The sequence below is a fragment of the Rhodococcus sp. GQ147 genome (assembly GCF_059759155.1).
This window is the reverse complement of the sequence record NZ_JCAXDU010000005.1, coordinates 1-24,674: the sequence shown is the minus strand read 5'-3', so window position 1 is coordinate 24,674 and position 24,674 is coordinate 1. Positions and strand designations below refer to the sequence as shown.

The following is a 24,674-nucleotide window of genomic DNA, read 5'->3' as shown; positions in this document are numbered from 1 at the left end:
ATGTGGCATATGCTAGAAAGAACACCCACTTGCCCATTGTGAAATGGTGCAACTCGTGTGACATTATTGTCCTTGTGTGAGATATTTTTTTCGCACCGCGGTACCTGCGGTGTACCACAGGAAGTGCTGTTTGCGACTTGCATATGGTCGTGCGCTTGACATGAGTGGTGCTGCACGTCCCCGTTCAAATCTGACGCGATCGCAAGATGCGACAAACACTAGGTCTTGGGCCGATTGTCGATCAGTCGACGTGCCTTGCCGATTGACCGTTCGAGTGCAGAGGGTTCGACTACGTCGATGGCAACGGTGACGCCGATGCGATTCTTAATCAGTTTCTGGAGTGTACTGGCAGCTGACGTTTGGGCCTCGCCTGTAGTTCCTGGCCGCGCTTCGACTCGGACCGTGAGAGTATCCATGCGGCCGGGACGTTCAAGCACGCATTGGAACTGAGGCGCCAAAACTGGAACAGTAAGAAGAAGCTCCTCGATCTGGGTGGGGAATAGGTTGACTCCGCGAAGAATGATCATGTCATCGGTGCGGCCAGTGACCTTTTGTATACGTCGCATCGTTCGCGCTGTTCCAGGAAGGAGCCGTGTCAGATCACGTGTCCGGTAACGAATTATCGGCAACGCCTCCTTCGTCAGTGACGTGAATACCAGCTCGCCTTCCTCTCCGTCCGGAACAAGCTTTCCCGTGATGGGATCGATGATCTCGGGATAGAAGTGGTCTTCCCAGATGTGCAGTCCGTCTTTGGTTTCGACGCATTCCATTGCGACACCAGGCCCCATGACCTCGGACAGGCCGTAGATATCGACAGCATCGATGCCTAGTTGGCCTTCAATCTCTGTGCGCATCTGCTCTGTCCACGGCTCGGCTCCAAACACGCCAGTCCGGAGAGAGGTCGTGCTGGGGTCAATGCCTTTGTTGATCATGGCGTCGATGATGGTGAGCATGTACGACGGTGTAACCATGATCGCGTCCGGAGAGAAATCTTCGATCAGTTGGATTTGTCGGTCGGTCATGCCGCCGGACATGGGAATGACGGTCGCGCCGAGGCGCTCCGCTCCGTAATGGGCACCGAGTCCACCAGTAAACAGTCCGTAGCCGTAGGCCACGTGTACCTTATCGCCGGGGCGAACACCGCCAGCGCGCAAGCTGCGGGCTACCAGATCTGACCAGGTGTTTAGATCCTGCAGGGTGTAACCAACGACAGTGGGTTGCCCGGTTGTGCCAGAAGACGCATGAATCCGGGAAACTCGGTCGTGCGGGACGGCGAACATGCCGAAGGGATAATTCTGACGTAGGTCCGCTTTGGTGGTGAAGGGAAACTCTGCCAGATCCGTCAGATCCTTGAGATCGGAGGGGTGCACACCATGCTTGTCGAACGTCGCTCGATAGTGAGGGACGTTTTCGTAGGCGTGGCCCAGCGACCAGCGGAGTCGTTCAAGTTGAAGTGTCGCGATTTCGTCGCGGGACGCGAACTCGATTGCACTATTGAACGGCTGTTCTTGCAGCGTCGTCATGATAATGCTCCTCGTTGTGTTCTCGATGCAGAACTGAGACGGATTCGTATGGATGTACCCATCGCATCGACAGCGAGAGTGTTGTTCAGCTGGTAGAGCCAGTACCTGTTGATGTACAGGACTTTCGAAAGTCACGATGGCGGACAGAGCGAAAAACGGAGAATGTTTATACGTCGAAGTCGACGGTAACCACGTCACTAATGGGGAGGGTCTGGCAGGTAAGGACGAAGCCCTCGGAAACTTCGGCTTCATCCAGGGCGTAGTTACGCAGCATCTTCGCCTCACCGAAGGTGACCTTGGCGCGACACGTCCCACAGACTCCGCCCTTGCAGGCAAAGGGCAGATCGGAACGGACGGTCTCACCAGCGTCGAGGATGCTTTGATCCCGGGAAAGGGTACCGGTCGTGCTTCGACCATCAAGGATAATGGTGACCTCGCTCGAGGGGCCTTCGACACCGGGCTCACGATGGATCTGAGACGGGGAAGGAACGTCGTCTACGTAAAACAACTCGTGATGGACACGGGTTCGGTCGATGCCGAACTCGTCGAGAACGGTTTGTGCGTCAGTGACCATGCCGTAGGGCCCGCACAACCACACGTCGTCGACTGTGTTGACAGAAACGAGCGCGGAGAAGATGGCGCGGAGTCGGTCTGCATCGAGACGGCCAGTAAACAGTTCCACGTCGCGCGGTTCACGAGAGAGCACGTGGACAACTTCCAGCCGGGTGCCGTAGCGATCCTTGAGATCGGCAATCTCCTCAGCGAACATCACCGAGCGGGTACGTCGGTTGCCGAAGATCAGAAACACTGATGAATCGGGGTTTTCAAGTACAGATGCGGCGATGGACAGCATAGGAGTGATCCCAGAGCCGGCGGCGATAAGCAGGTGTCGTCCGGCCACGGCAGGATCGACAATGAAGCTTCCGGTCGGAGTCTGGACGTCGATGCTGTCACCAGTTCGGACTTCGTTGACGAGCCACGTGGAGAACAAACCACCCGGTACCTCCCGCACGCCCACCCGCGGAGAGGCGCCAACGGGAGCACAGATCGAATACGAACGTCGGTGTTCGACCCCGTCAATGAAGCGGCGCAACGTCAGGGACTGCCCTGCATGGAACTCGAACTCAGCAACGAGCTTGTCGGGGACTGCAAAAGTGATTGCGACGGCGTCGTCACACAGGCGCTCGACGTCGGCGACGTCGAGGCGATGGAAGTCGGTACGTGATGCGCGTCGAGTACCAGGTGATTCGACGGTGGTCATGTCAGATTTCCTTCACATGGTCGAAGGGTTCCAGGCACGCTCCGCAGCGGTAGTGCGCCTTGCACAAGGTCGCACCGAACTCTGAGACCACGTTCGTATCGTCGGAGCCGCATTGGGGGCAAGACACTGGTCGACGCCAGGCAGTCAGCGTCAGCGGAACCGGGCCGGCTGTGCGTGCAGGTGCTCGGCCCGGTGCAGAGTAACCCGCTCTACGGAGCTTGCGTCGACCGGATTCACTGATCCAGTCGCTGCTCCAGGGAGGGGTTAGGAGGGTATCAACTTGAACGTTGTCGAAGCCATGACCCGCTAGCACCCGGATAATGTCGGCACGCATGGTAGCTAAAGCGGGGCAACCCGAATAGGTCGGGGTAATCGTAACCACGATAGCGCCGTCCTGGTTCATCTGGACCTGTCGTACGACTCCGAGGTCGGCAAGGGTCAACATCGGCATCTCAGGATCAAGAACCGAGTCGACAAGTGCACGGACATCTTCGGGGACTGCAGTCACTACGCTCACCACAACCCCTCGGGATGGGCGCGTGCGACCGACTGCATTTCGGCGAGCAATAGGCCGAGAGATTCAGTATGCAGTCCGTGACGTCCGGACCGTCCTCCTACCGAACCTATTGAATGGCTTTGTGGCACATCAATTTCCGCGGTATGAAAGATAGTCTCGATTACGGAATCAAATTCTTCGCGCACAGTCCGGGGATCGATGCCTACGCCGGCAGCGGCTAGTGTCAGATCATCCTGTGTAGGTACGAACAGCTCCGCGGTGTACGGCCAAACGAAGTCGACTGCTTCACGGATACGGCGCCGAGACTCATCGGTGCCGCAACCAAGGACCACGGCCCAACGCGCAGAGTAATCCCGGTGATACGTCAGTTCCTTAACGCCCTTGGCAGCGACGGCGGCCAGGACCGGATCGCGACTGTCGCGCAGTGCGGCAAACACGGCTAGGCGCCACGTCGACAGCACGAGGGTACGCACGATCGTCCGAGCGAAGTCGCCGTTGTCAAGTTCACAGAGTCGAACGCACCGGAAATCGGCGTCACTGCGGAAGAACGCCAACGCGTCCTCAGAAGGAACGGGGGACGACTCGGAGATAAATGGAACGATCGTGGGGTCGGCGGCAGCCGCGCGAGCGAGTAGTAGACGTGCCTGACCCAGCAGGTCGAGGCCAATGTTGGCTAGGGCCATTTCCTCTTCGAGTTCCGGTGCACGAGTGCACCACTCGGCAAGTCGATGAGAAGAGACCAATGCGTCATCGCCCAGTGCCAGACAGTACCGGGCGAGGACATCAAGGTCGACATCGTCAGGAACGGTAGTATCGACACCGGCGAGAGGATCATCAAAGCTGGTCCCAAAGGCCCACTGGCCATGGTTATTCTCGTCTACCAAATCCCCGTAAGCGTTATCGTGATCGATCATGGGGTCTGCCTCACATGTGGGGGACGTTGTCGGGAATGTTGTAGAACGTGGGATGTCGATACACCTTGTCTCCGCTGGGGGCGAAGAAGGGATCCTTTTCCGACGGGCTGGAGGCGACGATCGCAGCCGACGGCACGATCCAGATGCTCACGCCCTCGTTTCGGCGAGTGTAGACGTCGCGGGCGTGATGCAAGGCCATCGCGTCATCCGGCGCGTGCAACGAACCGACATGGACATGGTTCAGGCCGCGCTTGCCTCGGACGAACACCTCGTACAGGGGCCAGTCTGCCCTGACCTTTGAAGGTGTAGGCCGGATCGGCACGTCGGTGGTGGGAACGGCACCGTGGCCACCTTCTGCAGTGAATGGGGTATCGGGCATTGTCTTACGAACTTTCTCGTTGGCGGGCAGCGTAAGCAGTGGCGGCTTCACGTACCCAGGCGCCGTTCTCGTGCGCGGCGCGGCGGTTGGTGACGCGTTCGACATTGCAAGCGCCGTTTCCTTTGATGACCTCCATGAACTCGCTCCAAGCGGGTTCGCCGAAGTCGTAGTGGTTTCGCTCGGCGTTCCACGCCAGGTTCGGGTCGGGAAATGTGACTCCGAGGGCCTCTGCCTGCGGGACGCTCATGTCAACGAAGCGTTGACGCAACTCATCGTTGGTGTGCCGCTTGATTTTCCATGTCATGGACTGTTCGGTGTTCGGCGATTGATCGTCGGGGGGGCCGAACATCATTAGCGCGGGCCACCACCAGCGGTCTACCGCGTCCTGGACCATTGCTCGCTGGGCCTCAGTGCCGTTCATCATCGTCATCAGCAATTCGTAACCCTGGCGCTGGTGGAACGATTCCTCCTTGCAGACGCGAATCATCGCCCTCCCGTACGGGCCAAAGCTAGTACGGCACAGCGGTACCTGATTGCAGATCGCCGCTCCGTCGACCAACCATCCGACGACCCCCACATCGGCAAACGTCAACGTCGGATAGTTGAAGATCGACGAGTACTTCTGCTTACCGGTGATTAGCTTGTCGGTCATATCGGCCCGGTCGGCGCCGAGGGTCTCGGCAGCGGAATACAGATAGAGGCCGTGTCCAGCCTCGTCCTGAACTTTGGCCATCAAGATCGATTTTCGACGCAGCGAGGGGGCGCGTGTGATCCAGTTTCCCTCAGGCTGCATCCCGATGATCTCCGAGTGCGCATGCTGGGCGATCTGACGGATGAGGGTCTTGCGATAGTCCTCAGGCATCCAGTCGCGAGGTTCGATCCGCTGGTCGCGGGCGATGGTGGTATCGAACAAGGTCTGTAGGTCTTCTGGGATTGCGGGAATAGTCATATGGCCTCGTTTCATTACCGAATATTCGGTCAGTATTAGTATGCGTGCCTGGCCGTTGTCACACAAGGCCCAAAGGTTTTCCGAGGTTCTGGCCTGCAGCGACGAGTACTAGTGACCCGTGAATACGGGCCGGGACTTCGCCAAGAAGGCCTCGACCGCAGCGCTGTGATCGGCGCTGGAGCCCAGTGCTTGCTGCGCTACTCGCTCACGCTCAAGTGCCTCGGATAGACCGGGAGCTTCGGACTTCAAAAGACGTTTCACCTGGCGATAAGCTTCAGTGGGACCGGTTGCGAGCTGAACAGCAAGATCACGCGCGACGGCATCGACCTCGTCGTCGGCAACTACGCGATGCACCAAGCCCCACGATGCGGCGTCGGCGGCGGAAAAGCGGTCCCCGAGCAGCATTAATCCTGCTGCACGACTAACACCGATGGAGTGGATGAGAGTATGGCTCAAGCCGGAGTCACATGCGAGACCGATACCGGTGAAAGCGGTCGCGAACTTTGCGCTCTCCCCAGCTACCCGAATGTCGCCGGCCAGTGCCAATCCCAGCCCGGCGCCAACACATGCACCACGGATTGCAACCACGACAGGGACTTCCAAGCCTGCTAAGCCCTCCAGCAGGGGGTTGTAGTGCTCCTCAACCGTGTGCATCGCGGAACCCGCGTCCGCGCGCAGCGCCTCGACATGTTCACCTAAGTCTTGCCCGACACAGAAGTTCTTTCCTTCTGCGGTCAGAAGCACCGCCCGCACGTACGAGGACACTGCCACTCCACGTACTGCCGAAAGCAAAGCTGTCTTTGTGGGTACATCAAGCGCGTTTGACGCTGCTGCCCGCGAAAGAGTGATGGTGGCGAGCCCCTCGCTGACGTGCACTTGCACTGGGCTGGTCTCTGTAGTGCTCATGACAATGCTCCCTTGGTTGTTGACGTCCAATCGAAGAACCCCTGCCCGCTCTTACGTCCGAGTTCACCTCGCGCGACCTTCTCGCGTAGCAATGAAGGAGGTTCAAATCGGGGCCCAAGCGTAGTGGCGAGATGTTCCGCGATGGCAAGACGGACATCGAGCCCAACTAGATCAGTCGAGCGCAGGGGGCCCATCGGATGCCGGTATCCGAGTTCCATGGCACGGTCGATCGCGGCAGCGTCAGCGACACCTTCCTCAAGCATCCGGATCGCTTCGAGGCCCAGGAAGACGCCCAGTCGGCTGGTAGCGAAGCCGGGAGAGTCGTTGACCACGATCTCGACCTTCCCCAACAGTCTTACCCACCCCACGGCTTGGTCGACAACCTCCCTGGATGTTGCTGAGGAGACGACAATCTCGATGAGATCAGAAGCCGGAACAGGATTGAAGAAGTGCATGCCGATGAACCGAGCCGGGTACGCCAAGTGCTTTCCGAGATCGGTGATCGACAAGGAACTGGTATTGCTAGCCAATACCGCCTCAGAGCTAACTACCTCTTCAGCCGCGATCAGGACACGACGTTTGAGGATGGCATCCTCGGGAACGGCTTCGATGACCAGGTCTGTCCCTTGTGCGATCTCTGATAGATCGGGAACTGTGCTGACGCGGGCAAGTATGTTCCGGGGAGTTGCTTGCAGGAGTTTGCCACGCTCATCCGCGCGTTGCAGCCCGGTGGCGACCCGATCCAGAGCAGCGCTTCGATCACCGGATTCGACGATCACCACTTCACTACCAAGGGTGGCGAACACCTGAGCAATACCGGCGCCCATGCGGCCGCCACCGATTACTGCAACGCGCGCCGGAGTTCGAATATCGGTCATTTCTTCCTCTCTAGGAATGCGCTCATCCGAGCGTGTTTGTCAGCGGTCTCGAACAACACGGCCTGGGCGATGTCGTCAGCAAAAGGATGCGTGCCCGGAGCATCGACGAGAGTCTTAGTCAGGAGCAGTGCAAGAGGGGCGGAACGCGCGACGCGGTCGAGTAGTCGGTGTGCTGCTTCGACATGGGCGCCAGGTTCGGTCACCTCAAGAACCAAACCAGTACGAAGGGCAGTCTCGGCGTCGAGGAGGTGCCCACCCAACAGAACCTGCTTTGCAACTGACACGCCGACGAGCTGGGGTAAGCGGTAGCTTGCGCCTGCTGCGGCAATGATGCCGAGTGAGGGTTCGGGATTACCGAACTTGGCGGTAGAGGTAGCAATTCGGATGTCGCAGGCATAGGCCAGCTCAGCCCCACCTCCGAGGGCAAATCCGCTGACCGATGCAACTGTGGGTAGGGATAGCCGTCCAATCCGGTCGAATAGGTTGCGGTTGATGCCGGCCAAAGCGTCATCACGAGTGCGGTCTCGCAACTGTCCGATATCGGCGCCGCCGGCAAAATGTTCCCCACGGCCGGTGAGGAGCATCGGTTTTGGGTGTGCTTCGATATGGGCGCACACCGCGTGGAGTTCTGCAATCATTTCTGCTGTGATGGCGTTGCGCTGTGCGGGTCGATCAAGTGTGACGATGACGCGGTCCTCACGCTCTTCAACCTCAAGAGTTGTGAAGTCGGTCATGGTGCCTCAATCAGCATCGCGACACCTTGGCCGACCCCGACGCACAGAGTGGCCAGGCCCCGGCGGGCCTTTTCTCGCTCCATCCGACCCAGCAGCGTAAGCAGGATCCGGGCCCCCGAGCAGCCGAGGGGATGACCGAGCGCGATGGCTCCTCCATCAGCATTGACGATCTGCTCGTCGAGTTTGAGTTGACGGATCACGCCAAGCGACTGCGCGGCGAACGCTTCGTTGAGTTCGACGGCGCCGAGACTGTCGATCGACCAATTGGCCCGGGTCAACGCCTTATGAGTGGCCGGGACAGGTCCAAGTCCCATGAGGTGGGGCGCAATACCGGCACTGGCGGAGGTGACAATGCGTCCCCGCACCGTCAAACCGTACTTTGCGACCGCCTTCTCTCCAGCGACGACGAGCGCTGCTGCACCGTCCGACAATGAGGACGACGAGCCGGCAGTAACGATGCCATCTTTGCGAAAAACAGGTTTCAACGCTGCAAGCTTTTCGAGCGTTGCACCTCGACGGGGGGTTTCGTCCTCTTTCACCAACTTGCCGTTGACCGAGACTGGGACGATCTCGTGCTGGAAGTGCCCCGCGTCCACGGCCGCGATGGCGCGGTGCTGACTACGTAGTGCAAACTCATCGCTTTCCTCACGGGTGATGCCTTCAAGTACTGCGACTTCTTCGGCGGTCTCACCCATAGACAAGGTGATCTTGCGTGTCTCCGGACCCGACCCTGAGGGAATATCGTGGTCGGAAGCGAGGAAGCGTGGATTGCTGAAACGCCAACCCAATGAGGTGTCAGCGACCTCGCCCGGTCGCGCCCACGGAACGCCGGGCTTGGCCATCACCCACGGTGCCCGGGTCATCGACTCGACGCCGCCTGCCACTATCAGGTCCGCCTCGCCGCTGCGGATCATCGCAGCGGCCTGTGCTACCGCCGTCAATCCGCTCGCGCAGAGTCGATTGACGGTGAAACCCGGGACCGTATCAGGCAGTCCGGCAAGAAGAACCGCCATCCGCGCGACATCACGGTTGTCCTCACCGGCTTGATTCGCTGCGCCCAAGATCACTTCGTCGACTGCGTCACCGGGAATTTTGGCGCGTTGCACTGCCTCCGCTACGACCAGTCCGGCTAGATCGTCCGGACGCACTGCGGCCAGAGCGCCACCGTAACGGCCCTGCGGGGTCCGGGCGCCGTCAATGAGAAAGACCTCACTCATTCTGCTACTCCTTGTTCGCGTCTCGATCGATTATGAACTGAATGTTCGGTCGGTAACAAGCTTCATCGTGTGGAGATTAGATGGAGCAGGGACGCATGCGAAGATGAATTCATGACATCGGCGCGCGTAGTCCATCGAACGGGACGCCCCGGCAGGCCCGGATATGACCTTGACTCGTTGCTGGCCGTAGCTGTCAAAGTCTTCAACGACAAGGGCTACGACGGGACCAGCATGGAGGTCCTGGCCAGACGTCTTGGTATCTCCAAATCAGCTATCTACCACCACGTCGCCGGGAAGTCGGAACTGCTCGAGCTTGCTCTCTCTCGCGCACTTAATGCCCTATTCGCTGCCACAACCGAGGACGGTGCTACAACCGGTCCCTATATCAATCGACTTGAGTACCTGGTCCGGCGCAGTGTTGAAGTCCTCGTCGCAGAGTTGCCCTACGTAACCTTGCTGTTGAGAGTCCGGGGGAACACTCCGGTGGAGCGGCGGGCGCTGGCACGTCGCCGGGAGTTCGATGCGTTCGTCAGTGAACTGGTCCAGGCGGCAGAGGACGAGGGGGACCTACCCTCCGGCGTCGATCCCGCACTGGTCAGCAGGCTTACATTCGGTATGGTCAACTCCATCGTCGAGTGGTATCGCCCACGTGCCGACGGCGGTGTCGACGAGCTCGCCGACACCGTGGTAGCCATACTCTTCACGGGTCTTAGGCGCCCCTGAGGGCCCATTCAACCACGCTGGCTCGACACTCGTCCTTGACAGATGTACTGCTCCTCACGGATCGTAATTACTGACCGAACGTACGGTGATATGGAGATCTCGTGAGCACCTTGCTTCAGAGCTATGTACAGGGGCGCTGGCACACCGCGCCTGACGAGGGCGTCCCGCTGCTCAGCGCTGTGGACGGGCACGAAGTCGCCCGCATTTCGTCGACCGGTGTAGACGTTCCCGGCATGATCGATTACGCACGCACTGTAGGCGCATCCGCTTTGGCGGCGCTGACGTTCCACGAGCGGGCCGCAGCACTCAAAGCGCTCGCGCTGACTCTGATGTCGGGCAAGGAGGAGTTCTATTCCCTCTCTGCCGAAACCGGTGCTACACAGCGTGACTCGGCCATCGACATCGACGGTGGATTCGGCACTCTGCTCAGCTATGCCAGCAAGGCTCGTCGGGAGCTGCCCAACGACACCGTCTATCTCGACGGACCAGCTGAGCAACTCGGAAAGAAGGGCACCTTCTTTGGGCAGCACATCTACACCTCACGCCGAGGCGTCGCCGTGCAGATCAATGCCTTCAATTTTCCGGTGTGGGGCTTTCTTGAGAAGCTTGCCCCCGCTTTCATCGCAGGTGTTCCCTCGATCGTCAAACCAGCCAGCCAGTCAGCTTATCTAACAGAGCTAGTCTTCCGGCGCATCATCGAAACAGGTCTGCTGCCGGAGGGCTCGGTTCAGTTGCTGTGTGGTAGTGCCAGAGGCGTACTTGATCATCTCGGAGGTCAAGACTCGGTCGCCTTCACCGGTTCTGCTGATACCGCCGCAACCCTAAGGGCACACCCGAACGTGGTCTCGGCCGGTGTTCGTTTCAATGCCGAAGCCGACTCGCTCAACGCTTCGATACTCGGAATCGATGTCAGCCGGGAGAGTGAGGAGTTCGACCTCTACGTCAAGCAACTGGTCACGGAGATGACCGTCAAAGCCGGCCAGAAGTGCACCGCTATCCGCCGCGCGTTCGTACCGGAACATCTGATCGACGACATCGTCGCAGCTGCCAGTGCTCGCCTGGAGAAAGTTGTTCTGGGCGCGGCGGATGCCGAAGGTGTCACCATGGGCGCGCTCGCAAGCATTGAGCAGCGCGATGAGGTGCTCAAATCCATTCGTGCGCTCCAGAAAAGCGCACGAATTGTGTACGGTGACCCGGCCTCGGTTGATTCGGTTGGAGCAGACCCCGCTGCCGGAGCGTTCTTGTCACCAATTCTGTTGCGATGCGATGACCGCGACGCTACGGAGCCGCACGAGGTCGAGGCTTTCGGGCCGGTGAGCACCATCCTCGGCTACCGGAACAATGCCGAAGTAATCGAGTTGGTCGCCCGAGGAAACGGCAGCCTCGTCGCTTCATTGGTCACTACAGACACCGACATCGCGCGCGAAATCGTGCTTGGCGTCGCGTCCCATCATGGTCGGGTGCTGGTCCTTAATCGGGACGATGCTCGGGAATCCACCGGACACGGTTCGCCACTTCCCGTCCTTGTCCATGGCGGTCCCGGCCGCGCTGGTGGCGGTGAGGAACTCGGTGGGATCCGCGGGGTGCTTCATCACATGCAGCGGACGGCGGTACAGGGCACACCAGATGTGCTTACAACTGTAGGCCGCCGCTGGGTTGCAGGTGCGGCACGCACCGAAGGCACCGTGCATCCGTTCCGAAAGAACCTTGCCGAACTCGCCCTCGGCGACACCATCGTCGGAGGTCCCCGAAAAGTCACCCGGGCGGACATCGACCATTTCGCCGAGTTCACCGGAGACACATTCTACGCTCATACTGATCCCGAGGCTGCTGCCGCAAATCCTCTCTTTGGCGGCATCGTGGCCCACGGCTATCTCGTGGTGTCCCTGGCGGCAGGCTTGTTCGTCGATCCTCGTCCGGGCCCGGTACTGGCAAACTTCGGAGTCGACAACCTTCGCTTCCTCACCCCTGTCAAGGCCGAGGACGATCTGACCGTAACCCTGACAGCCAAACAGATCACCCCACGTCACAGCGCCGACTACGGCGAGGTGCGCTGGGACGCGCAAGTGGTCAACCAGAGTAGCGACACAGTCGCCACATACGACGTCCTTACGCTCGTGGCCAAGCAGATAGGAGAAGACCAGTGACTCACCAGATCACCATCTGCTACGGAGAGCCTGCCGACCAGGACGCATTCGACGAGTACTACCGAGGCACTCACATCCCCTTAGCTGCTACGATCCCGGGGCTCTCTGGCTTCACATGGGGAAAGTGCGCCGCCCTTGATGGCAGTGAACCGGTTTACTACGCAGTTGCTCACCTGAAATTCAACAACGCCGAGGATCTGCAGAAGGCGTTGACATCGGACGAGATGAAATCAGCTGGGAGGGATGTGCGCAACTTCGCGACCGGTGGGGTAGCGATGTATACCCAGCAACTCGACTCGATCATTCGATGACTGCTTCCAGGGGCTGCCGGGATTTCGTCATTACCCAAATCTCCGGCGGCTCCTGGATCCGTTCCACGCCATGTACCGAGGAGGTCTGATGGCAATACTGGACCCACATCGCTTCCGTGTCGCCCACGACATGTTTACCGCCGACAACGCGTCGCAAACCCTCGGCATCGAGGTAATCGAACTGGCCGAGGGACGAGCCACCGCATCGATGACTGTGACGGAGCAAATGGTCAATGGGCACGGAATCACCCATGGGGGATACGTATTCCTGCTCGCAGATACCACCTTTGCACTAGCGTGCAACAGTTACGATCAGCCGGCTGTTGCAGCGCGGGCGGACATTCGATATCTGCGTTCTACACGTCTCGGCACGGTACTCACCGCGACGGCCATTGAGCGATCTAGGTTCGGCCGTAACGGAATATATGACGTCACTGTGAAGGACTCCTTTGGCATCGTCATTGCCGAATTTCGTGGAGATAGTCGCGCAATAAAGACCGCCTAAACAATCGAGCGTTCTCAGATTTATCTCTTTCGGCTGTGGATGTCGGTCGTACTTCGTCGTATCGTGCACTCGAAAAGTATAGGGCCGGCCGTACCGGCAAGGCTTCATATGCCCGGCGCGGAACCATTCCGATTCGGCGGTACGGGTACTGAAGTCATTGCTGTGGCAGTCTAGACTGGTGCCGACTTTCAACAAAAAGCAACAAAAAGTAAATTGCAACCAAGGTGTCGCGTTCGAGGCTTCTTGAGCATTAGCACGTTTCCTGACGTCTCAATGTACTTACGTAAGCGTTGAAATCGCTGGGCGGTAGTGAAGCAAGGGCAGGCTATTCATAGGTTGCCGTTGAAATTTCTGATGAATTCGACGCATGATCTTACTGCCGCGTGGTGTGCACGGCGTAACATGCAATACCAAAATCGCCGAAAACGATATTGCCGCAGAAGGTTTTAGTTCTTCCCGGCCTTTCGTATGCGGGCGTGTTGCGTTGGGAAAATGTCATGGGCAGACTAGCGATTCGTTTGCAGTCGATCCGGACGGCGAACCGGTTCGGATTATGTCGACAGTGCAGGAGGCGGAACCTTGTTATTTTCGGATGTGCGCCTTTCCGTCCGGGAATCAACAGGTGAGGGAGCGCCTGCGTTTTCTACTTCCTGCATGTGCGCTGGCAAGTTGAGGCGGTGTGCGGATATCTCCAAGTATCAGTGCGTCCATGTACATGACCCGATCATCAAGTCGGTGCATACTCGTGATGCGGATCACAAAAATGGAATCTCTGGTCCAACCCAAGCGTTGAAGTCGCGAAACGGTAGTCGGGTCCGAAATTCCCGAGTCACACACTCGACGCCTCGGAGCGTCAGTATGAGGAGTTATCCATGAGCAAGCGCATCGCAATTGTCGGAGCCGGTACGGCGGGCCTGCATCTGGGCCTCTACTTGATTGAGAAGGGCGTAGAAGCCACCATTTTCACCGACCGCCGGCCTGAAGAATACCGGAACATTCGGTTGCTCAATACGGTGGCACACCATTCGGTGACGATCGACCGCGAGGACGCGCTCGGTGTCAACCATTGGCCTAACGACGGCTACTTCGGCCACTACTATTATGTGGGGATCCCGAATATGCCGATTCGATCCTACGGAGACCTCGCTAAGCCGAGCCGCGCTGTCGATTACCGAATTCTGCAGCCTGAGCTGATGCGCGATTTCGAGTCCAGGGGCGGAAAGATCGAGTACCGCGCTGTCGGGGCTGAGGAGCTGACCGATCTGTCCGACGCATACGACCTCACCGTGATCTGTACTGGAAAGGGCGGGCTGGGGGCACTATTCGCTCGCGACGAGCAGAGCTCGCCATTCAAGGAACCTCAGCGTCAGTTGTGCGTGGGACTGTTCAAAGGTATCGCGCCGGCAGAGACCCGAGCGGTGACGTTCTGCATCGCCCCCGGCGCTGGCGAAATGATCGAGATCCCAACAGTCACCTTCAGCGGAAACGCGAGTGCTCTAGTGATGGAGAACCACATCGGTGGTGATTTGGAGATCTTGGCACACACTCGATACGAGGACGACCCTCAGGCTTTTCGCGAGCTGATGATCGAGAAGCTGCGCAAGTACTATCCGATCACGGCGGAACGGATTGACGAGGACGAGTTCGATGTCGCCAACAGCCACCTCGACATTCTGCAGGGGGGCGTGACTCCCACCGTACGGCAAGGACATATAAAGCTCGAAAACGGCAAGTACGCAGTTCTTCTCGGCGATGCCCATGCAACCGTGGATCCAGTCCTGGGTCAAGGCGGCAACATGGCTTCCTACGCCGCTCACGTCCTTGGTGAGGAGATCATCGAACGGGACGTCTTCGACGAACTGTTCTGCGAACGTGTCGATGCGCGGCGCGCCAATCGCGTCCTGGGAGCAACGCGGTGGACGAACTACATGCTGAAGAACCTGCGTGAATTGCCGAACGAGCTCGTTGAGTTTCTCGGCCGAGTGCTCACCGATCGTCAGCTCGCGGATAGGTTCACCAACAACTTCAACTATCCCGAGAAGCAGTGGGACATCTTCTCCGATCCGGCGAACATGCGTGCCTGGATCGAAGCTAATGAAACCGGAGCGGAGCCGAGCTCCGACCACCCTTTCGCAGAGACAGGAGTGTCGGCATGACCCGCGTCATCGAGGCCGAGGGTGCGATGGAAGAAGGGATTGCCGACCGCACTCAATTCCGTGAGTCCGTTGCTCTGTTTGCCACGGGAATCGCTGTAGTTACGATGCAGGACGGCGACGGTGGAGTACATGGTGCTACCATCAACAGCTTTACCTCGATTAGCCTCGATCCGCCGACGGTAATGATCTCACTCAAGCCAGGCTATGCGCACGACTTGATCAGTCGAAGCGGATGGTATGGGGTCAGTGTGCTGTCCGAGAGTCAGCAGGAGCACTCTCGTTACTTCTGCGGTAGCCGCGATGTGGATTGGCAACCACAGTTCGTATCAGGTGACCAGGTGCCGACCTTGTTCGGCAGTCTTGCACGCTTCGAATGCAAGGTTTTCGAAACCGTCACCGTGGGAGACCACACACTGTTTCTCGCTCGGGTCATGCGATGCGACTCCGAAGACGGCTCACCGCTGATGTTCTTCGCAAGCACATACCACCAGCCTTCACTCGACCACTGATGTGTGGTCCGATCGAGGTAGATGGACGCATGCTGCTGGTGTGAACCTCCAGACGATGCGTCGAGATCAGCGGCTATAGCCGTCTCCACGCTGTCACTACGGCTTATCCCACAATGCCGTAACAATCTCTGCAAGGACATGATGACTACAGATACCTTTGCCGACGTGGACGTGGGACTTCCGTCCGGAACACCTACGGAGCTCTTCCTCAACGGTAAGTGGTCGCCCGCCTCCGATGGCGGCACCATCACCGTTGTCAACCCGGCTACAGAGCAGGTCTTGACTCATGTGGCCGCCGGCACCGCTACAGACGTGGACACAGCAGTACGTGGCGCTCGGGCTCAGCTCGAAAGTGTATGGGGTGCCACATCGGGAAGCACACGTGGGCAAATCCTGAACAAAATTGCCGACCTGATAGAACGCGACGCTGAGGTGTTAGCCCGACTTGAGGCGCTCGATGTAGGAAAACCAGTCGGACAACCTGCGAGCCTCGATGTTCCTAACGCTGTTGCCACCTTTCGGTACTTCGCCGGATGGGCCGATAAAGTTTCGGGAAGTACCATCCCCACAGCGGGCTACTTCGGGCGTCCCACCCATTCGTTTACCGTCCGCGAACCGATCGGTGTCATCGGAGCGATTGTTCCCTGGAACACTCCTTTGATGATCGCGGCCTGGAAGCTCGCTCCGGCCCTCGCCTGCGGCAATGCCGTCGTTCTCAAACCGCCGGAGCAAGCACCGCTGTCGATTCTCCACCTGGGAAAGATACTTCAAGAAGCCGGTCTTCCCGCTGGTGTCGTCAGCATCATCCCGGGAATCGGAATCGTCGCCGGAAACGCATTGGTCGAACACCCCGGCGTAGACAAGATCAGCTTTACCGGTTCCCCCTCGGTAGGCCGATTAATTCAACGGAAGGCCGCTGACAGTTTCAAGCGAACGACTCTCGAACTTGGGGGCAAGTCTCCCCAGATCATCCTTGCCGATGCCGATGTCGAAGCGGCCGTGCGAGGGACAGCCATGGGACTCTTCTTCAACCAAGGCGAGGTTTGTGCAGCGGGGACACGAGTGCTGGTCCATCGGTCACTCTACCAAGATGTGGTAGACGCGCTCAGTACCGCCGCCGACGCACAGATACTCGGCGATCCCTTCGACCCCTCCACGACAATGGGCGCCCTGATCAGCGCAGAACAGCAAGACACGGTAATGAGCTATATCGAGCGGGGGAAGCGGGATGGAGCACGTGTCGCAGCCGGTGGTACCGCCCTTGACCGCTCAGGATACTTCGTACGACCGACTGTCTTTGCTGACGCGCACAACGATATGACAATCGCACAGGACGAGATCTTCGGTCCTGTCGGGACCGTCATTGCGTTCGATGACGCAGAAGAAGCCGTAAAGCTGGCCAACGGCACTAGGTACGGGCTCGCCGCCAGCATCTGGACGCAAGACGTTGCGCAGGCGCACACTCTATCTCGCCGCGTACGTGCCGGAGCTGTGTGGGTAAACGGGTGGGCAGCTATCGATCCGGCCCTTCCCTGGGGTGGTATGAAGACCTCTGGGATCGGGCGTGAACTCGGTTATGCGGGCATTCTCTCTAACACCGAGGAGAAGGTCGTAACGATCATCCTCTGATTTCGATTTGGACGGTTCGGGTTAACTCGGCTCCCGATCCGTTCGGTGACACCCTTCGACGTCCCCTCGGCCGCAGGGTGTCGCGATTGCGAGTCGTTGTCGGCTACAGCTCTCCCTGTGGTCGACAACGACTTTGCATGCATCCAGCTCAGCTGTACGTCGAATCTAATACGGTGCTGGATCCGACCCGGAGTCCCAAGCGTTCTTGTCACCGTATATCCGACGGCGCCGGCAATCCAGCGCCGTCGTAAAACAGCGCTCTGCGATCCGAGTGAAATCCCCCTCAGCATGAAGACTCGGCAGTTTCGCGTCGGCGCGGACGCGTGCAGGACATGGCCAATAGTGCAACTACGCATCTTCCGAGCAATCGCTCGGTCCACGTTCAGGGTTCGAATCAACGACCCTGATCCCACCGACTCAGCGGGGAGTCGGCGACCAAAGGAGATGAATCACATGAGCAACAATTTTAAGTTCTTTTCGCAGGAGTGGTGCGACGCGGCGATCGACGCGGTCAACGCGAATCCCGAAGTCCTTGCTGGATTCAAGGATGCTTCCTCCTTCACCAACAAAATGGAGTTCGGAGTGATCGGCCACGAAACTGTCGCCACCCACCTTGAGTTCAAGGAGGGCAAGGTCGTGTCCTGGTCGCCGAGAACCTTTGATGATTCGGAACTGTGGCTGGTCATCAACGGTGATCTTGAGACCTGGCAGACCGCAGCGGCAGGGGAAGAGGAGGCAGGAAAGCTTCTCATGAAGGGCAAGATCAAATTTGCCAAGGGTCCGATGTCGGCGGCCATCGAGAACGCTGGAGCGCTCAACGCGTTTCTGCGTACCTGGGGTCAGATTCCTACCGATTGGCAGGTTTGATCAGCCAGATCGCCTGCATGATCGACAGCTCCAATAAACCGTGCGGGGACTCGAATCGCTCCGAGAACGGGTCCCCGCACGGTTTCAACAAATCGGATGGAAGGTACGGATTAATGACGTCAGTCGAACAAGGCTACGTTGTATCCCTATATGACGGACAAGACGCCAATGGTGTCGCCAGCATCGTGGGCATGTTACTTGGGCAAAACCTTGAGTCATTCCCCTCCCGGATAAAACTCGCGCGCCGCATCTCTCGGCCCGTGGCAATCTACAGCAGTGACACAGAAACCGCCTGCACAATCATTTTCGGAGACACCGAAGCGATTGTGTACAACGACATCGTTGGCAAACCCGTTGTGACAGTGCAAGCTACTGTCGACCAGATTCTCGACGTTTCTCAACTTCGTATGAAAGCCGGCGGCCTATTGCCGGTAGGATTTTTTACGCGTCGAGGAATTTTTGTACTCAAAAGCATCCTTAAACGCGATCTCGTCGTTAACGGACTGATGACCCACACTGTGACCGCGTTACGGGTTATCGCATTGGTCTCGGTAGTCGACGGATGAACACTGGATTTGGGCGATACCGCGTTGTGAGTCACGCGATTGGAAAAAGATCCAGAGCGAGAGGCGATCTCTCGGAGGGGAACTGCAAAGAAGTACTGCGAAGTCCACAGCCAACGACTGGGATAAAAATTGCGCGGGGACTACTGATACTTGCGCTGATACCTGTGGGTGTATTTTACCTGTATCCCAGAATATATGATCTGGCAGCTACACCTTATCGCCTCGACCACGCTGTAGTCTCTGCAGACAACTATAATCCGGCGCTCCACCAGATAGTTCGGCACGAAGAAGACACGCTCGCTGCATTCGACGCTCTTGAGAAAATGAAAGCATCCTTGGCCAGCGTACTGAACACGGATGCAGTGGTTGAGGCGGAGTTGAACCTGCTCATCGGCCAGATCAGTGACGATGTCCAATCCACTTTGGACCATGCCGGCGTTAACGTAACCAGCCTCGTAGATTCACTCGACACACTCACTTCCCATATCAGCGCACTGCAACCTGCAGCGGACGCCGCTACCGCAGCTGTTGTCGCTGACCGGGCCACCTTGGAAGCGATTCTCGCCGACGCTCGATCAACCGCCGCGAAGATCCACAATGCACGCGTAGCCGCGGAAGAATCCGCGAACGATCTGTCCGGAAAATAGGAGACGTACCGTGATTTTCTTCGGTCGCCGCGGCGGCCCATCCCGAATGGTGCTATCTATCACCGCAGTAGGTGTACTCGTCCTACTCATGTTCGTCATATTCAATCTTAATGCGCGGTTAGACAACCAACAGCGCGCCAATGAAGCCAGCATCGAGGCCTCAAGCGCAATCGTCAACGTCAACGACCGGTTGACCAACCAACTCCAACAGTTGACCGAGTTGACTCATACAGCCCAGGACGCCTTGGACGCAACTTCTGCGTTAGGACCTCTCCTGGAGCGTTTGGGCAGCGCCATTTCTCCAGCGGCGCAAATGTTGGCATCCAATACTGATGGCGCCCAGTTGACGTATGAGCAATTGACAACCGTTCAAGAAATCCTTACCGAAGTACAAGGCACCGTCAGACCGCTGGTCGAGTCGGCGAGTGCCTTCGGAGGCCAGGGACGACAGCTGCTGGCTATTGTGCAAGGAATTTCCGGCGATCTCAAGAACTCTGTGGAGGCGGCGCGGACTATTAATCAGATGCTGCCGCTCCCCGGTTGATATAAGCCACGACTCATTCACCATCCTTCCGAAACACCATCACGACTGGACCGACATGGAATTGGGCACGAATGCGCTGCAAGAAATCAACTCGCAGCGTGACCTAAACGAACTTCGACGGTTCGACATCCCAGCGTCTGCATTGCCGTATCGCAAGGGCGTCATCCCGCAACGGTTCGATGTTCAGATACCGGACCCCCCCGAACCGGTAGATCACATTACCAGCTATTCCGCAGTCACCAATTGGATGGGCCGTACGGCCGCTGTCTTGGCCATCGTGCTGTTCGCGATGGTACTCATGACCGTCCACAAGGGCCGACTTGTGCAGGAAAGCGCACGAACCATTGTGGACAACTTTCGCTTGACCAACGATTACTTTGCGCAACGGGCAGACCTCTCGGCACCAGCCACCGCCCGAGCTCAGCTCGATGAACTATCAGGCGTACTGGCTCAGCTCAATACGGTAACAGCCACCGATGTCGAATTACTTGCAAGCCTTATTCCAGACGCGCAGGCCTTGCTCGCTGCCGGCCAAGGCGACGTAGCCGTCGCTGATCAGCTTGAGATCATCGCCGGGTCTCTGCAACAGTCCGCGTCCTCGCTGCATCAGATTTCTGCTGCAGCCAACCAGACTGTCACCGAAGTGGACAACGAGCTCACAACAGTTACAGATCTCGTAAACGAACTAAATGCCGAACTGATGCGCACCACCAACAAACTGGCACTCATTCCTCCGCAAGATTCGCTTATTCCCGCACCGGGAGGTAACTGAATGATCACCAAAAAGGTATGGTTCGCGACTGTGCTTGCACTCGGAGCCCTGCCGGCAATCGTTCTGTGCGCAGTCAATCGGTTCCTTCCGGGGGCCGAGGATCTGATTGATCCTCTAGGAAGGCCTTCGCAACTCAGTCTAGAAGTTATCGACTCTGCTCATCAGTTCGACTTATTGACGGAAATTCTGGTGCCTAAACATGCCGATCTTTCCGGTGACATCCAGGCCCTGGGGCCTCTAGCCGACGACCTAGCTGTTCTCACCGACAACGCATCTGGGTTAACGACACAGGCAAGAACGCTCAACTCATCAACCGCTAACGTCAGTTCGATCGCTGCGCCTCTTCCGGATCTGATCGCCAACATTACGGGCCGTGCAAATCAAGCAAGGCCGACAGTTTCCGGTCTCTCAACCGCTGTGGGTTCTGTCACAGCGCAACTCGAAGCCATCAATGATGGACTAGCGACAGTTGGATCGAGTCTGACTTCACTCGGTCCCCGCGCTGCAGCGATCTCGGCGACGTTGGCAAACGTGCGGGAGGAAGCGCGGCACGTCCAGGTATTTGGTCCACTTCTGGCCGTTCTCGGTCCTGCGGTCAACTCCCTCGATCTCCCCGCCATCGGTGTCACTGAGACTCGGTGACACCGATGGCTTCCACTCACTGCGAAAGGCAAAGTGCACATAATGCTTCGGATCTCTTGGGCAATCGCTGCCGGTTTCACGATTGCGTTGTTGAGTGGGATTCTGATTGTCACGCGCGATCTTGCCGTGACCAATGACATTTTCAAAGATGGTGTGCGTCAGGCTGAGTTGGTTGACAGAACTACGGATCAGGCCCTTGAGGGTGCTGCCGAATTGCCCTTTGCGAATGCTGCGGTAAACGAAGGTCTGCCGCACGTCATGGGCGTCCTTGATTCGCTTAGTCGCGCGGATCAGACTCTCGGAGAACTCGGCACGCAATTAGGCGCTCTCGGCAATGCCCTGATGGCGGCCGATGCGCCACTCGTCGGAATCATCGCAGCCGGTGCGGCAGCAACCGATCAGGCGAATGCCGCCGCCGTACCAGCAGGAGAGATCGTTTCCACCCTGTCCGATGCCAACGCGAAGGTTCAGGCTCTGGCTCCTCTCCTTGATACCTCGTTGCAACTGGGGCAGACTATCGATTCAAAACTGCGCATCGCGCTGCTTCTACCTACCGTGGAGTAGAGGTAGAGACAGCCGACTAACATCAACTATTCTCTTACGCGCTTAGATGTTCCAAGCCAGGAGGTTGGGACTACTGCACGATTTGGTGACAGTTTTGACCTGCCCTACGGTTAGGTCACCAAATCTGGTGATGAGTCGAAGGCCTTCCTGGAAGGCTCCGACCATGCCTCGTCCCTATCCTCCCGAGTTCCGCGCCCGTGCTGTCGCGTTGGTTCGATCCGGTAAACAGGTCAAACAGACCGCTTACGAACTGGGCATCAGTGCGGGATGTCTGCACACATGGCTCAAGCAGGACCGTATCGATCGCGGGGAGATCCCCGGCAACACCACGGCCGAATCTGCAGAGCTGAGCGCGGCGCGCAAGCGAATCCGGGAGCTCGAAATGGAGCTGTCGATCATCCGGCAGGCGTCGATGTTCCTGGGCGAGGATAAGCCTCACCCAAAAGGACGCTTTTATGAAGCTTCTATATCTCGTCAACCCCGCAATTGTGTGTTCGAGGCCGCGTTGAGGTGTCGGTAGATGCTCCGGGCGAGGTAACGCTTGAGGATACGACGGATCTCACGGTCGGTCTTGCCCTCGGCACGGCGTCGGTTGACGTAGGCGCGGGTATTGGGGTCGTGGACCATTCTCACCATCGCAATGACGTTCAGAGCTCGATTGATTTGCCTGTCTCCGCCGCGGTTCAAACGGTGCCGGGTGGTGTTGCCCGAGAACGCCGGAATGGGGTTCACTCCCGCGACCGCAGCGAAGGCCGATTCGCTGGTGATCCGGCTCGGATGGGACCACACGACGAGAGTCCTCGCCGCTGTGACAGGCCCAATGCCCGTCTTGTGCAGCAGGTCGGCGGCCGGGCTGTCCTAGACAAGCTCGTGGAGGCGCGCTACGTTCTGGTCGAGCTCGGCGTCGAGATTGAGGATGCGTCTGGCCATCCGGATCGCCTCGGTCCGCGCGATCGCGGTGGCGATGTGCTCCTCGCGCGTTCGCCAACGTGAGACCTCCGCGATCCGGCGAGCACCGAGGGGGCGACGAACGTCGATGCCGAGGTCGGTGATGCGCAACAGGGCGGTAAGCGCGTTGACTGCTCGCGTCCGCTCCCCAGCGAGCTCGTCGCGCACGGTCAGCAGAATCTGCGTCGCAGCGCGCACACCCTCGTCCTGACGCGGGTTGCGCAATTGGTCGGCGGGTAAGGACAGCACCGCGTCGGCGATGCGGTGCGCGTCGATGGGGTCGGACTTGCCGATCCCGTACCGGCCACCGCTCATCCGGGCAGCTTCCACGACGCGGTAGCCGGTGTTGGCTCCTTCGATCACCCAAAGGGCGTCGGCGGCGCCGCAGGCACGGCGCCCGGCCCAGGAGATCGCCCGGGAACGGCCCGCCGCGGTGTTGGGGAACGTCTTTCGTCCCGAGGTGCTCGCCGGCTGCGGTGAGGACGGCGTAGGTGTGGGTTCGAGCGTGAGTGTCCACGCCGATGACGAACAGATGAGTGTGCGCGACAATGGTGCTCACAGGGACCCGGTCCTTTCCTGAGATGGGTGATGACTCGGTCGCTGACGACCGGCGCCGGCCCGGAGAGGATCACTTCGGGGCATACCTGTGATGAGCCACGACCGCGAGGTCGGGCATGCTTCTGATCAAGCTACTGAGGTGGGCCGGGAAGGCGCCGGTCACCCACCGCAGCCGGACAGTTCATAGGCAAGACAGGGCCTTGACCCCGGTTCTTGGACACGCTGAATCCAGCATCTGCTGGGGAAGCGAGATGATCTTCAGTCATGTCACGAAAGAACTACTCGGAGGAGTTCCGGCGCCAGGCGGTCGAGTTGTACGAGTCCACGCCGGGCGCGACGATCCGAGGTATCGCCGCTGACCTCGGGGTCGTGCGCGGTACCTTGACAGGCTGGATCGACCAGTACGGGACCGGCACCAAAACCCACGTCGACGGCACCCGGGTGCATACTCCGGCACGGCCTCATAGCCTGAGCTCCGGCACGGGTAGCGAATCGGAGACCGTCGAGCAGAAACTCGCCCGTCTCGAAGCCGAGAACGCCGCCCTACGAGCGGAAGCAACCAAGCTCACCACCGAACGCCAAATCCTTCGTAAGGCGGCCAAGTATTTCGCCGGGGAGACGAACTGGTGACCCGCTTCCAGTTCGTCGCCGACCATTCCGACACCTATCAGGTGAAGCGGTTGTGCGAGCTCGTCGAGCTCGAGCGTTCGTCCTACTACGCCTGGAAATCCGCCGAGCCGGACAGGACCGCTCGCGCCGCGGCCGACGCGCAGCTGGCCGAACGAATCCGGGCGATCCATACCGAGGACAACACCTACGGAGCACCCAGGATCACCGCAGAACTCAACGATGGCGTCACCGTGAACGAGAGGGTCAACCACAAGCGGGTGGCCCGGGTGATGCGTCAGAACAGCATTGTCGGCTACCGCCGTCGACGACGGGTCACGACCACCGTCCCCGAACCTGCGGACCAGAAGGTGCCCGACCTGCTCGAGCGGGACTTCACCGCCCCTGCACCGAACTGTATCTACGTCGGCGACATTACATATTTACCGATCGAGGGCGGTGCCAACCTGTATCTGGCGACGGTGATCGACTGCTACTCCCGCAAACTCGCCCGGCTGGGCGATCGCCGACCATATGCGCACCGACCTCGTCGCCGACGCTCTCCTTGCTGCTCATGGAGATCGTAATGGATTGTCCGGGTCTATCTTTCACTCCGATCACGGCGCGCAATACACCTCGAAGGATTTCGCTTCCCTCTGCGCCGACCTCGGCGTCACCCAGTCGATGGGTAAAGTCGGCACA

General features: G+C 58.7%; 24 protein-coding genes and 3 pseudogenes. 16 read left to right on the top strand and 11 right to left on the bottom strand.

Annotation, left to right across the window (positions count from 1 at the left end):
* Positions 1–218 precede the first annotated feature (218 nt).
* From paaK to AC6CID_RS07530, 10 genes are all read right to left on the bottom strand, one after another.
* A complete protein-coding gene (paaK, locus tag AC6CID_RS07575; RefSeq protein WP_498353768.1) occupies positions 219–1,523 on the bottom strand; it encodes a phenylacetate--CoA ligase PaaK in 1,305 nt (434 codons plus the stop codon).
* A gap of 166 nt (positions 1,524–1,689) precedes the next feature.
* On the bottom strand, positions 1,690–2,784 hold the full coding sequence (gene paaE / locus AC6CID_RS07570; RefSeq protein ID WP_498353767.1) for a 1,2-phenylacetyl-CoA epoxidase subunit PaaE: 1,095 nt from the start codon (positions 2,782–2,784) through the stop codon (positions 1,690–1,692).
* A 1-nt stretch (position 2,785) separates the two neighbouring features.
* Positions 2,786–3,301 carry a 1,2-phenylacetyl-CoA epoxidase subunit PaaD gene (paaD, locus tag AC6CID_RS07565; protein WP_498353766.1) on the bottom strand — a complete coding sequence of 172 codons (516 nt, stop codon included), beginning with the start codon at positions 3,299–3,301 and terminating at the stop codon, positions 2,786–2,788.
* Positions 3,298–4,215, bottom strand: a complete 918-nt coding sequence (gene paaC / locus AC6CID_RS07560; RefSeq protein WP_498353765.1) for a 1,2-phenylacetyl-CoA epoxidase subunit PaaC — start codon at positions 4,213–4,215, stop codon at positions 3,298–3,300. The genes paaD and paaC overlap by 4 nt, the downstream gene beginning before the upstream one ends.
* 10 nt (positions 4,216–4,225) lie before the next feature.
* Complete coding sequence (gene paaB, locus AC6CID_RS07555; protein WP_498353764.1) at positions 4,226–4,594, bottom strand: 1,2-phenylacetyl-CoA epoxidase subunit PaaB; 369 nt, start codon at positions 4,592–4,594, stop codon at positions 4,226–4,228.
* Positions 4,595–4,598: 4 nt separating this feature from the next.
* A complete protein-coding gene (paaA, locus tag AC6CID_RS07550) occupies positions 4,599–5,543 on the bottom strand; it encodes a 1,2-phenylacetyl-CoA epoxidase subunit PaaA (protein ID WP_498353763.1) in 945 nt (314 codons plus the stop codon).
* A 108-nt stretch (positions 5,544–5,651) separates the two neighbouring features.
* A complete protein-coding gene (locus tag AC6CID_RS07545; protein ID WP_498353762.1) occupies positions 5,652–6,449 on the bottom strand; it encodes an enoyl-CoA hydratase-related protein in 798 nt (265 codons plus the stop codon).
* Positions 6,446–7,327, bottom strand: a complete 882-nt coding sequence (locus tag AC6CID_RS07540; protein ID WP_498353761.1) for a 3-hydroxyacyl-CoA dehydrogenase family protein — start codon at positions 7,325–7,327, stop codon at positions 6,446–6,448. The genes AC6CID_RS07545 and AC6CID_RS07540 overlap by 4 nt, the downstream gene beginning before the upstream one ends.
* A complete protein-coding gene (locus tag AC6CID_RS07535) occupies positions 7,324–8,061 on the bottom strand; it encodes an enoyl-CoA hydratase/isomerase family protein (RefSeq protein ID WP_498353760.1) in 738 nt (245 codons plus the stop codon). Before AC6CID_RS07535 ends, AC6CID_RS07540 begins: the two co-directional genes overlap by 4 nt.
* A complete protein-coding gene (locus AC6CID_RS07530) occupies positions 8,058–9,278 on the bottom strand; it encodes a thiolase family protein (RefSeq protein WP_498353759.1) in 1,221 nt (406 codons plus the stop codon). The genes AC6CID_RS07535 and AC6CID_RS07530 overlap by 4 nt, the downstream gene beginning before the upstream one ends.
* Positions 9,279–9,389: 111 nt before the next feature.
* On the opposite strand from AC6CID_RS07530, the gene AC6CID_RS07525 reads away from it, so the two are divergent.
* The 15 genes and pseudogenes from AC6CID_RS07525 to AC6CID_RS07455 form a co-directional block, all read left to right on the top strand.
* A complete protein-coding gene (locus tag AC6CID_RS07525; protein ID WP_498353758.1) occupies positions 9,390–10,001 on the top strand; it encodes a TetR/AcrR family transcriptional regulator in 612 nt (203 codons plus the stop codon).
* Positions 10,002–10,102: 101 nt separating this feature from the next.
* On the top strand, positions 10,103–12,148 hold the full coding sequence (gene paaZ / locus AC6CID_RS07520) for a phenylacetic acid degradation bifunctional protein PaaZ (protein ID WP_498353757.1): 2,046 nt from the start codon (positions 10,103–10,105) through the stop codon (positions 12,146–12,148).
* The gene (locus AC6CID_RS07515; protein WP_498353756.1) at positions 12,145–12,459 is read left to right on the top strand and encodes an EthD family reductase; all 315 of its coding nucleotides are present in this window, start codon (positions 12,145–12,147) and stop codon (positions 12,457–12,459) included. Before paaZ ends, AC6CID_RS07515 begins: the two co-directional genes overlap by 4 nt.
* Before the next feature lie 88 nt (positions 12,460–12,547).
* A complete protein-coding gene (gene paaI / locus AC6CID_RS07510; RefSeq protein WP_498353755.1) occupies positions 12,548–12,964 on the top strand; it encodes a hydroxyphenylacetyl-CoA thioesterase PaaI in 417 nt (138 codons plus the stop codon).
* Positions 12,965–13,836: 872 nt separating this feature from the next.
* On the top strand, positions 13,837–15,120 hold the full coding sequence (styA, locus tag AC6CID_RS07505; protein ID WP_498353754.1) for a styrene monooxygenase subunit StyA: 1,284 nt from the start codon (positions 13,837–13,839) through the stop codon (positions 15,118–15,120).
* A complete protein-coding gene (styB, locus tag AC6CID_RS07500; RefSeq protein ID WP_498353753.1) occupies positions 15,117–15,629 on the top strand; it encodes a styrene monooxygenase NADH-dependent flavin reductase subunit StyB in 513 nt (170 codons plus the stop codon). The genes styA and styB overlap by 4 nt, the downstream gene beginning before the upstream one ends.
* A gap of 141 nt (positions 15,630–15,770) precedes the next feature.
* On the top strand, positions 15,771–17,258 hold the full coding sequence (gene styD / locus AC6CID_RS07495; RefSeq protein WP_498353752.1) for a phenylacetaldehyde dehydrogenase StyD: 1,488 nt from the start codon (positions 15,771–15,773) through the stop codon (positions 17,256–17,258).
* Positions 17,259–17,711: 453 nt separating this feature from the next.
* Positions 17,712–18,125 carry a hypothetical protein gene (locus AC6CID_RS07490; RefSeq protein ID WP_498353751.1) on the top strand — a complete coding sequence of 138 codons (414 nt, stop codon included), beginning with the start codon at positions 17,712–17,714 and terminating at the stop codon, positions 18,123–18,125.
* 113 nt (positions 18,126–18,238) lie between these two features.
* Positions 18,239–18,691: a hypothetical protein gene (locus AC6CID_RS07485; RefSeq protein ID WP_498353750.1), complete on the top strand. Its 453-nt coding sequence runs from the start codon at positions 18,239–18,241 to the stop codon at positions 18,689–18,691.
* 95 nt (positions 18,692–18,786) lie between these two features.
* A complete protein-coding gene (locus tag AC6CID_RS07480) occupies positions 18,787–19,338 on the top strand; it encodes a hypothetical protein (protein WP_498353842.1) in 552 nt (183 codons plus the stop codon).
* 10 nt (positions 19,339–19,348) lie between these two features.
* Positions 19,349–19,882, top strand: a complete 534-nt coding sequence (locus AC6CID_RS07475; RefSeq protein WP_498353749.1) for a hypothetical protein — start codon at positions 19,349–19,351, stop codon at positions 19,880–19,882.
* Between the two features lie 55 nt (positions 19,883–19,937).
* The gene (locus AC6CID_RS07470) at positions 19,938–20,654 is read left to right on the top strand and encodes a hypothetical protein (RefSeq protein ID WP_498353748.1); all 717 of its coding nucleotides are present in this window, start codon (positions 19,938–19,940) and stop codon (positions 20,652–20,654) included.
* Positions 20,655–21,296, top strand: coding sequence for a hypothetical protein (locus AC6CID_RS07465; RefSeq protein WP_498353747.1), 642 nt, complete (start codon positions 20,655–20,657; stop codon positions 21,294–21,296). It begins immediately after the preceding gene.
* 42 nt (positions 21,297–21,338) lie between these two features.
* Positions 21,339–21,860, top strand: a complete 522-nt coding sequence (locus tag AC6CID_RS07460) for a hypothetical protein (RefSeq protein ID WP_498353746.1) — start codon at positions 21,339–21,341, stop codon at positions 21,858–21,860.
* Between the two features lie 163 nt (positions 21,861–22,023).
* Positions 22,024–22,290 (top strand): annotated as a pseudogene (locus AC6CID_RS07455) (transposase); the annotation flags it as partial.
* A gap of 44 nt (positions 22,291–22,334) precedes the next feature.
* Here the strand turns inward: AC6CID_RS07455 and AC6CID_RS07450 are convergent.
* Positions 22,335–23,367, bottom strand: a pseudogene (locus AC6CID_RS07450) (IS110 family RNA-guided transposase).
* A 263-nt stretch (positions 23,368–23,630) separates the two neighbouring features.
* On the opposite strand from AC6CID_RS07450, the pseudogene AC6CID_RS07445 reads away from it, so the two are divergent.
* Positions 23,631–24,674: pseudogene (locus tag AC6CID_RS07445) on the top strand (IS3 family transposase); the annotation flags it as partial.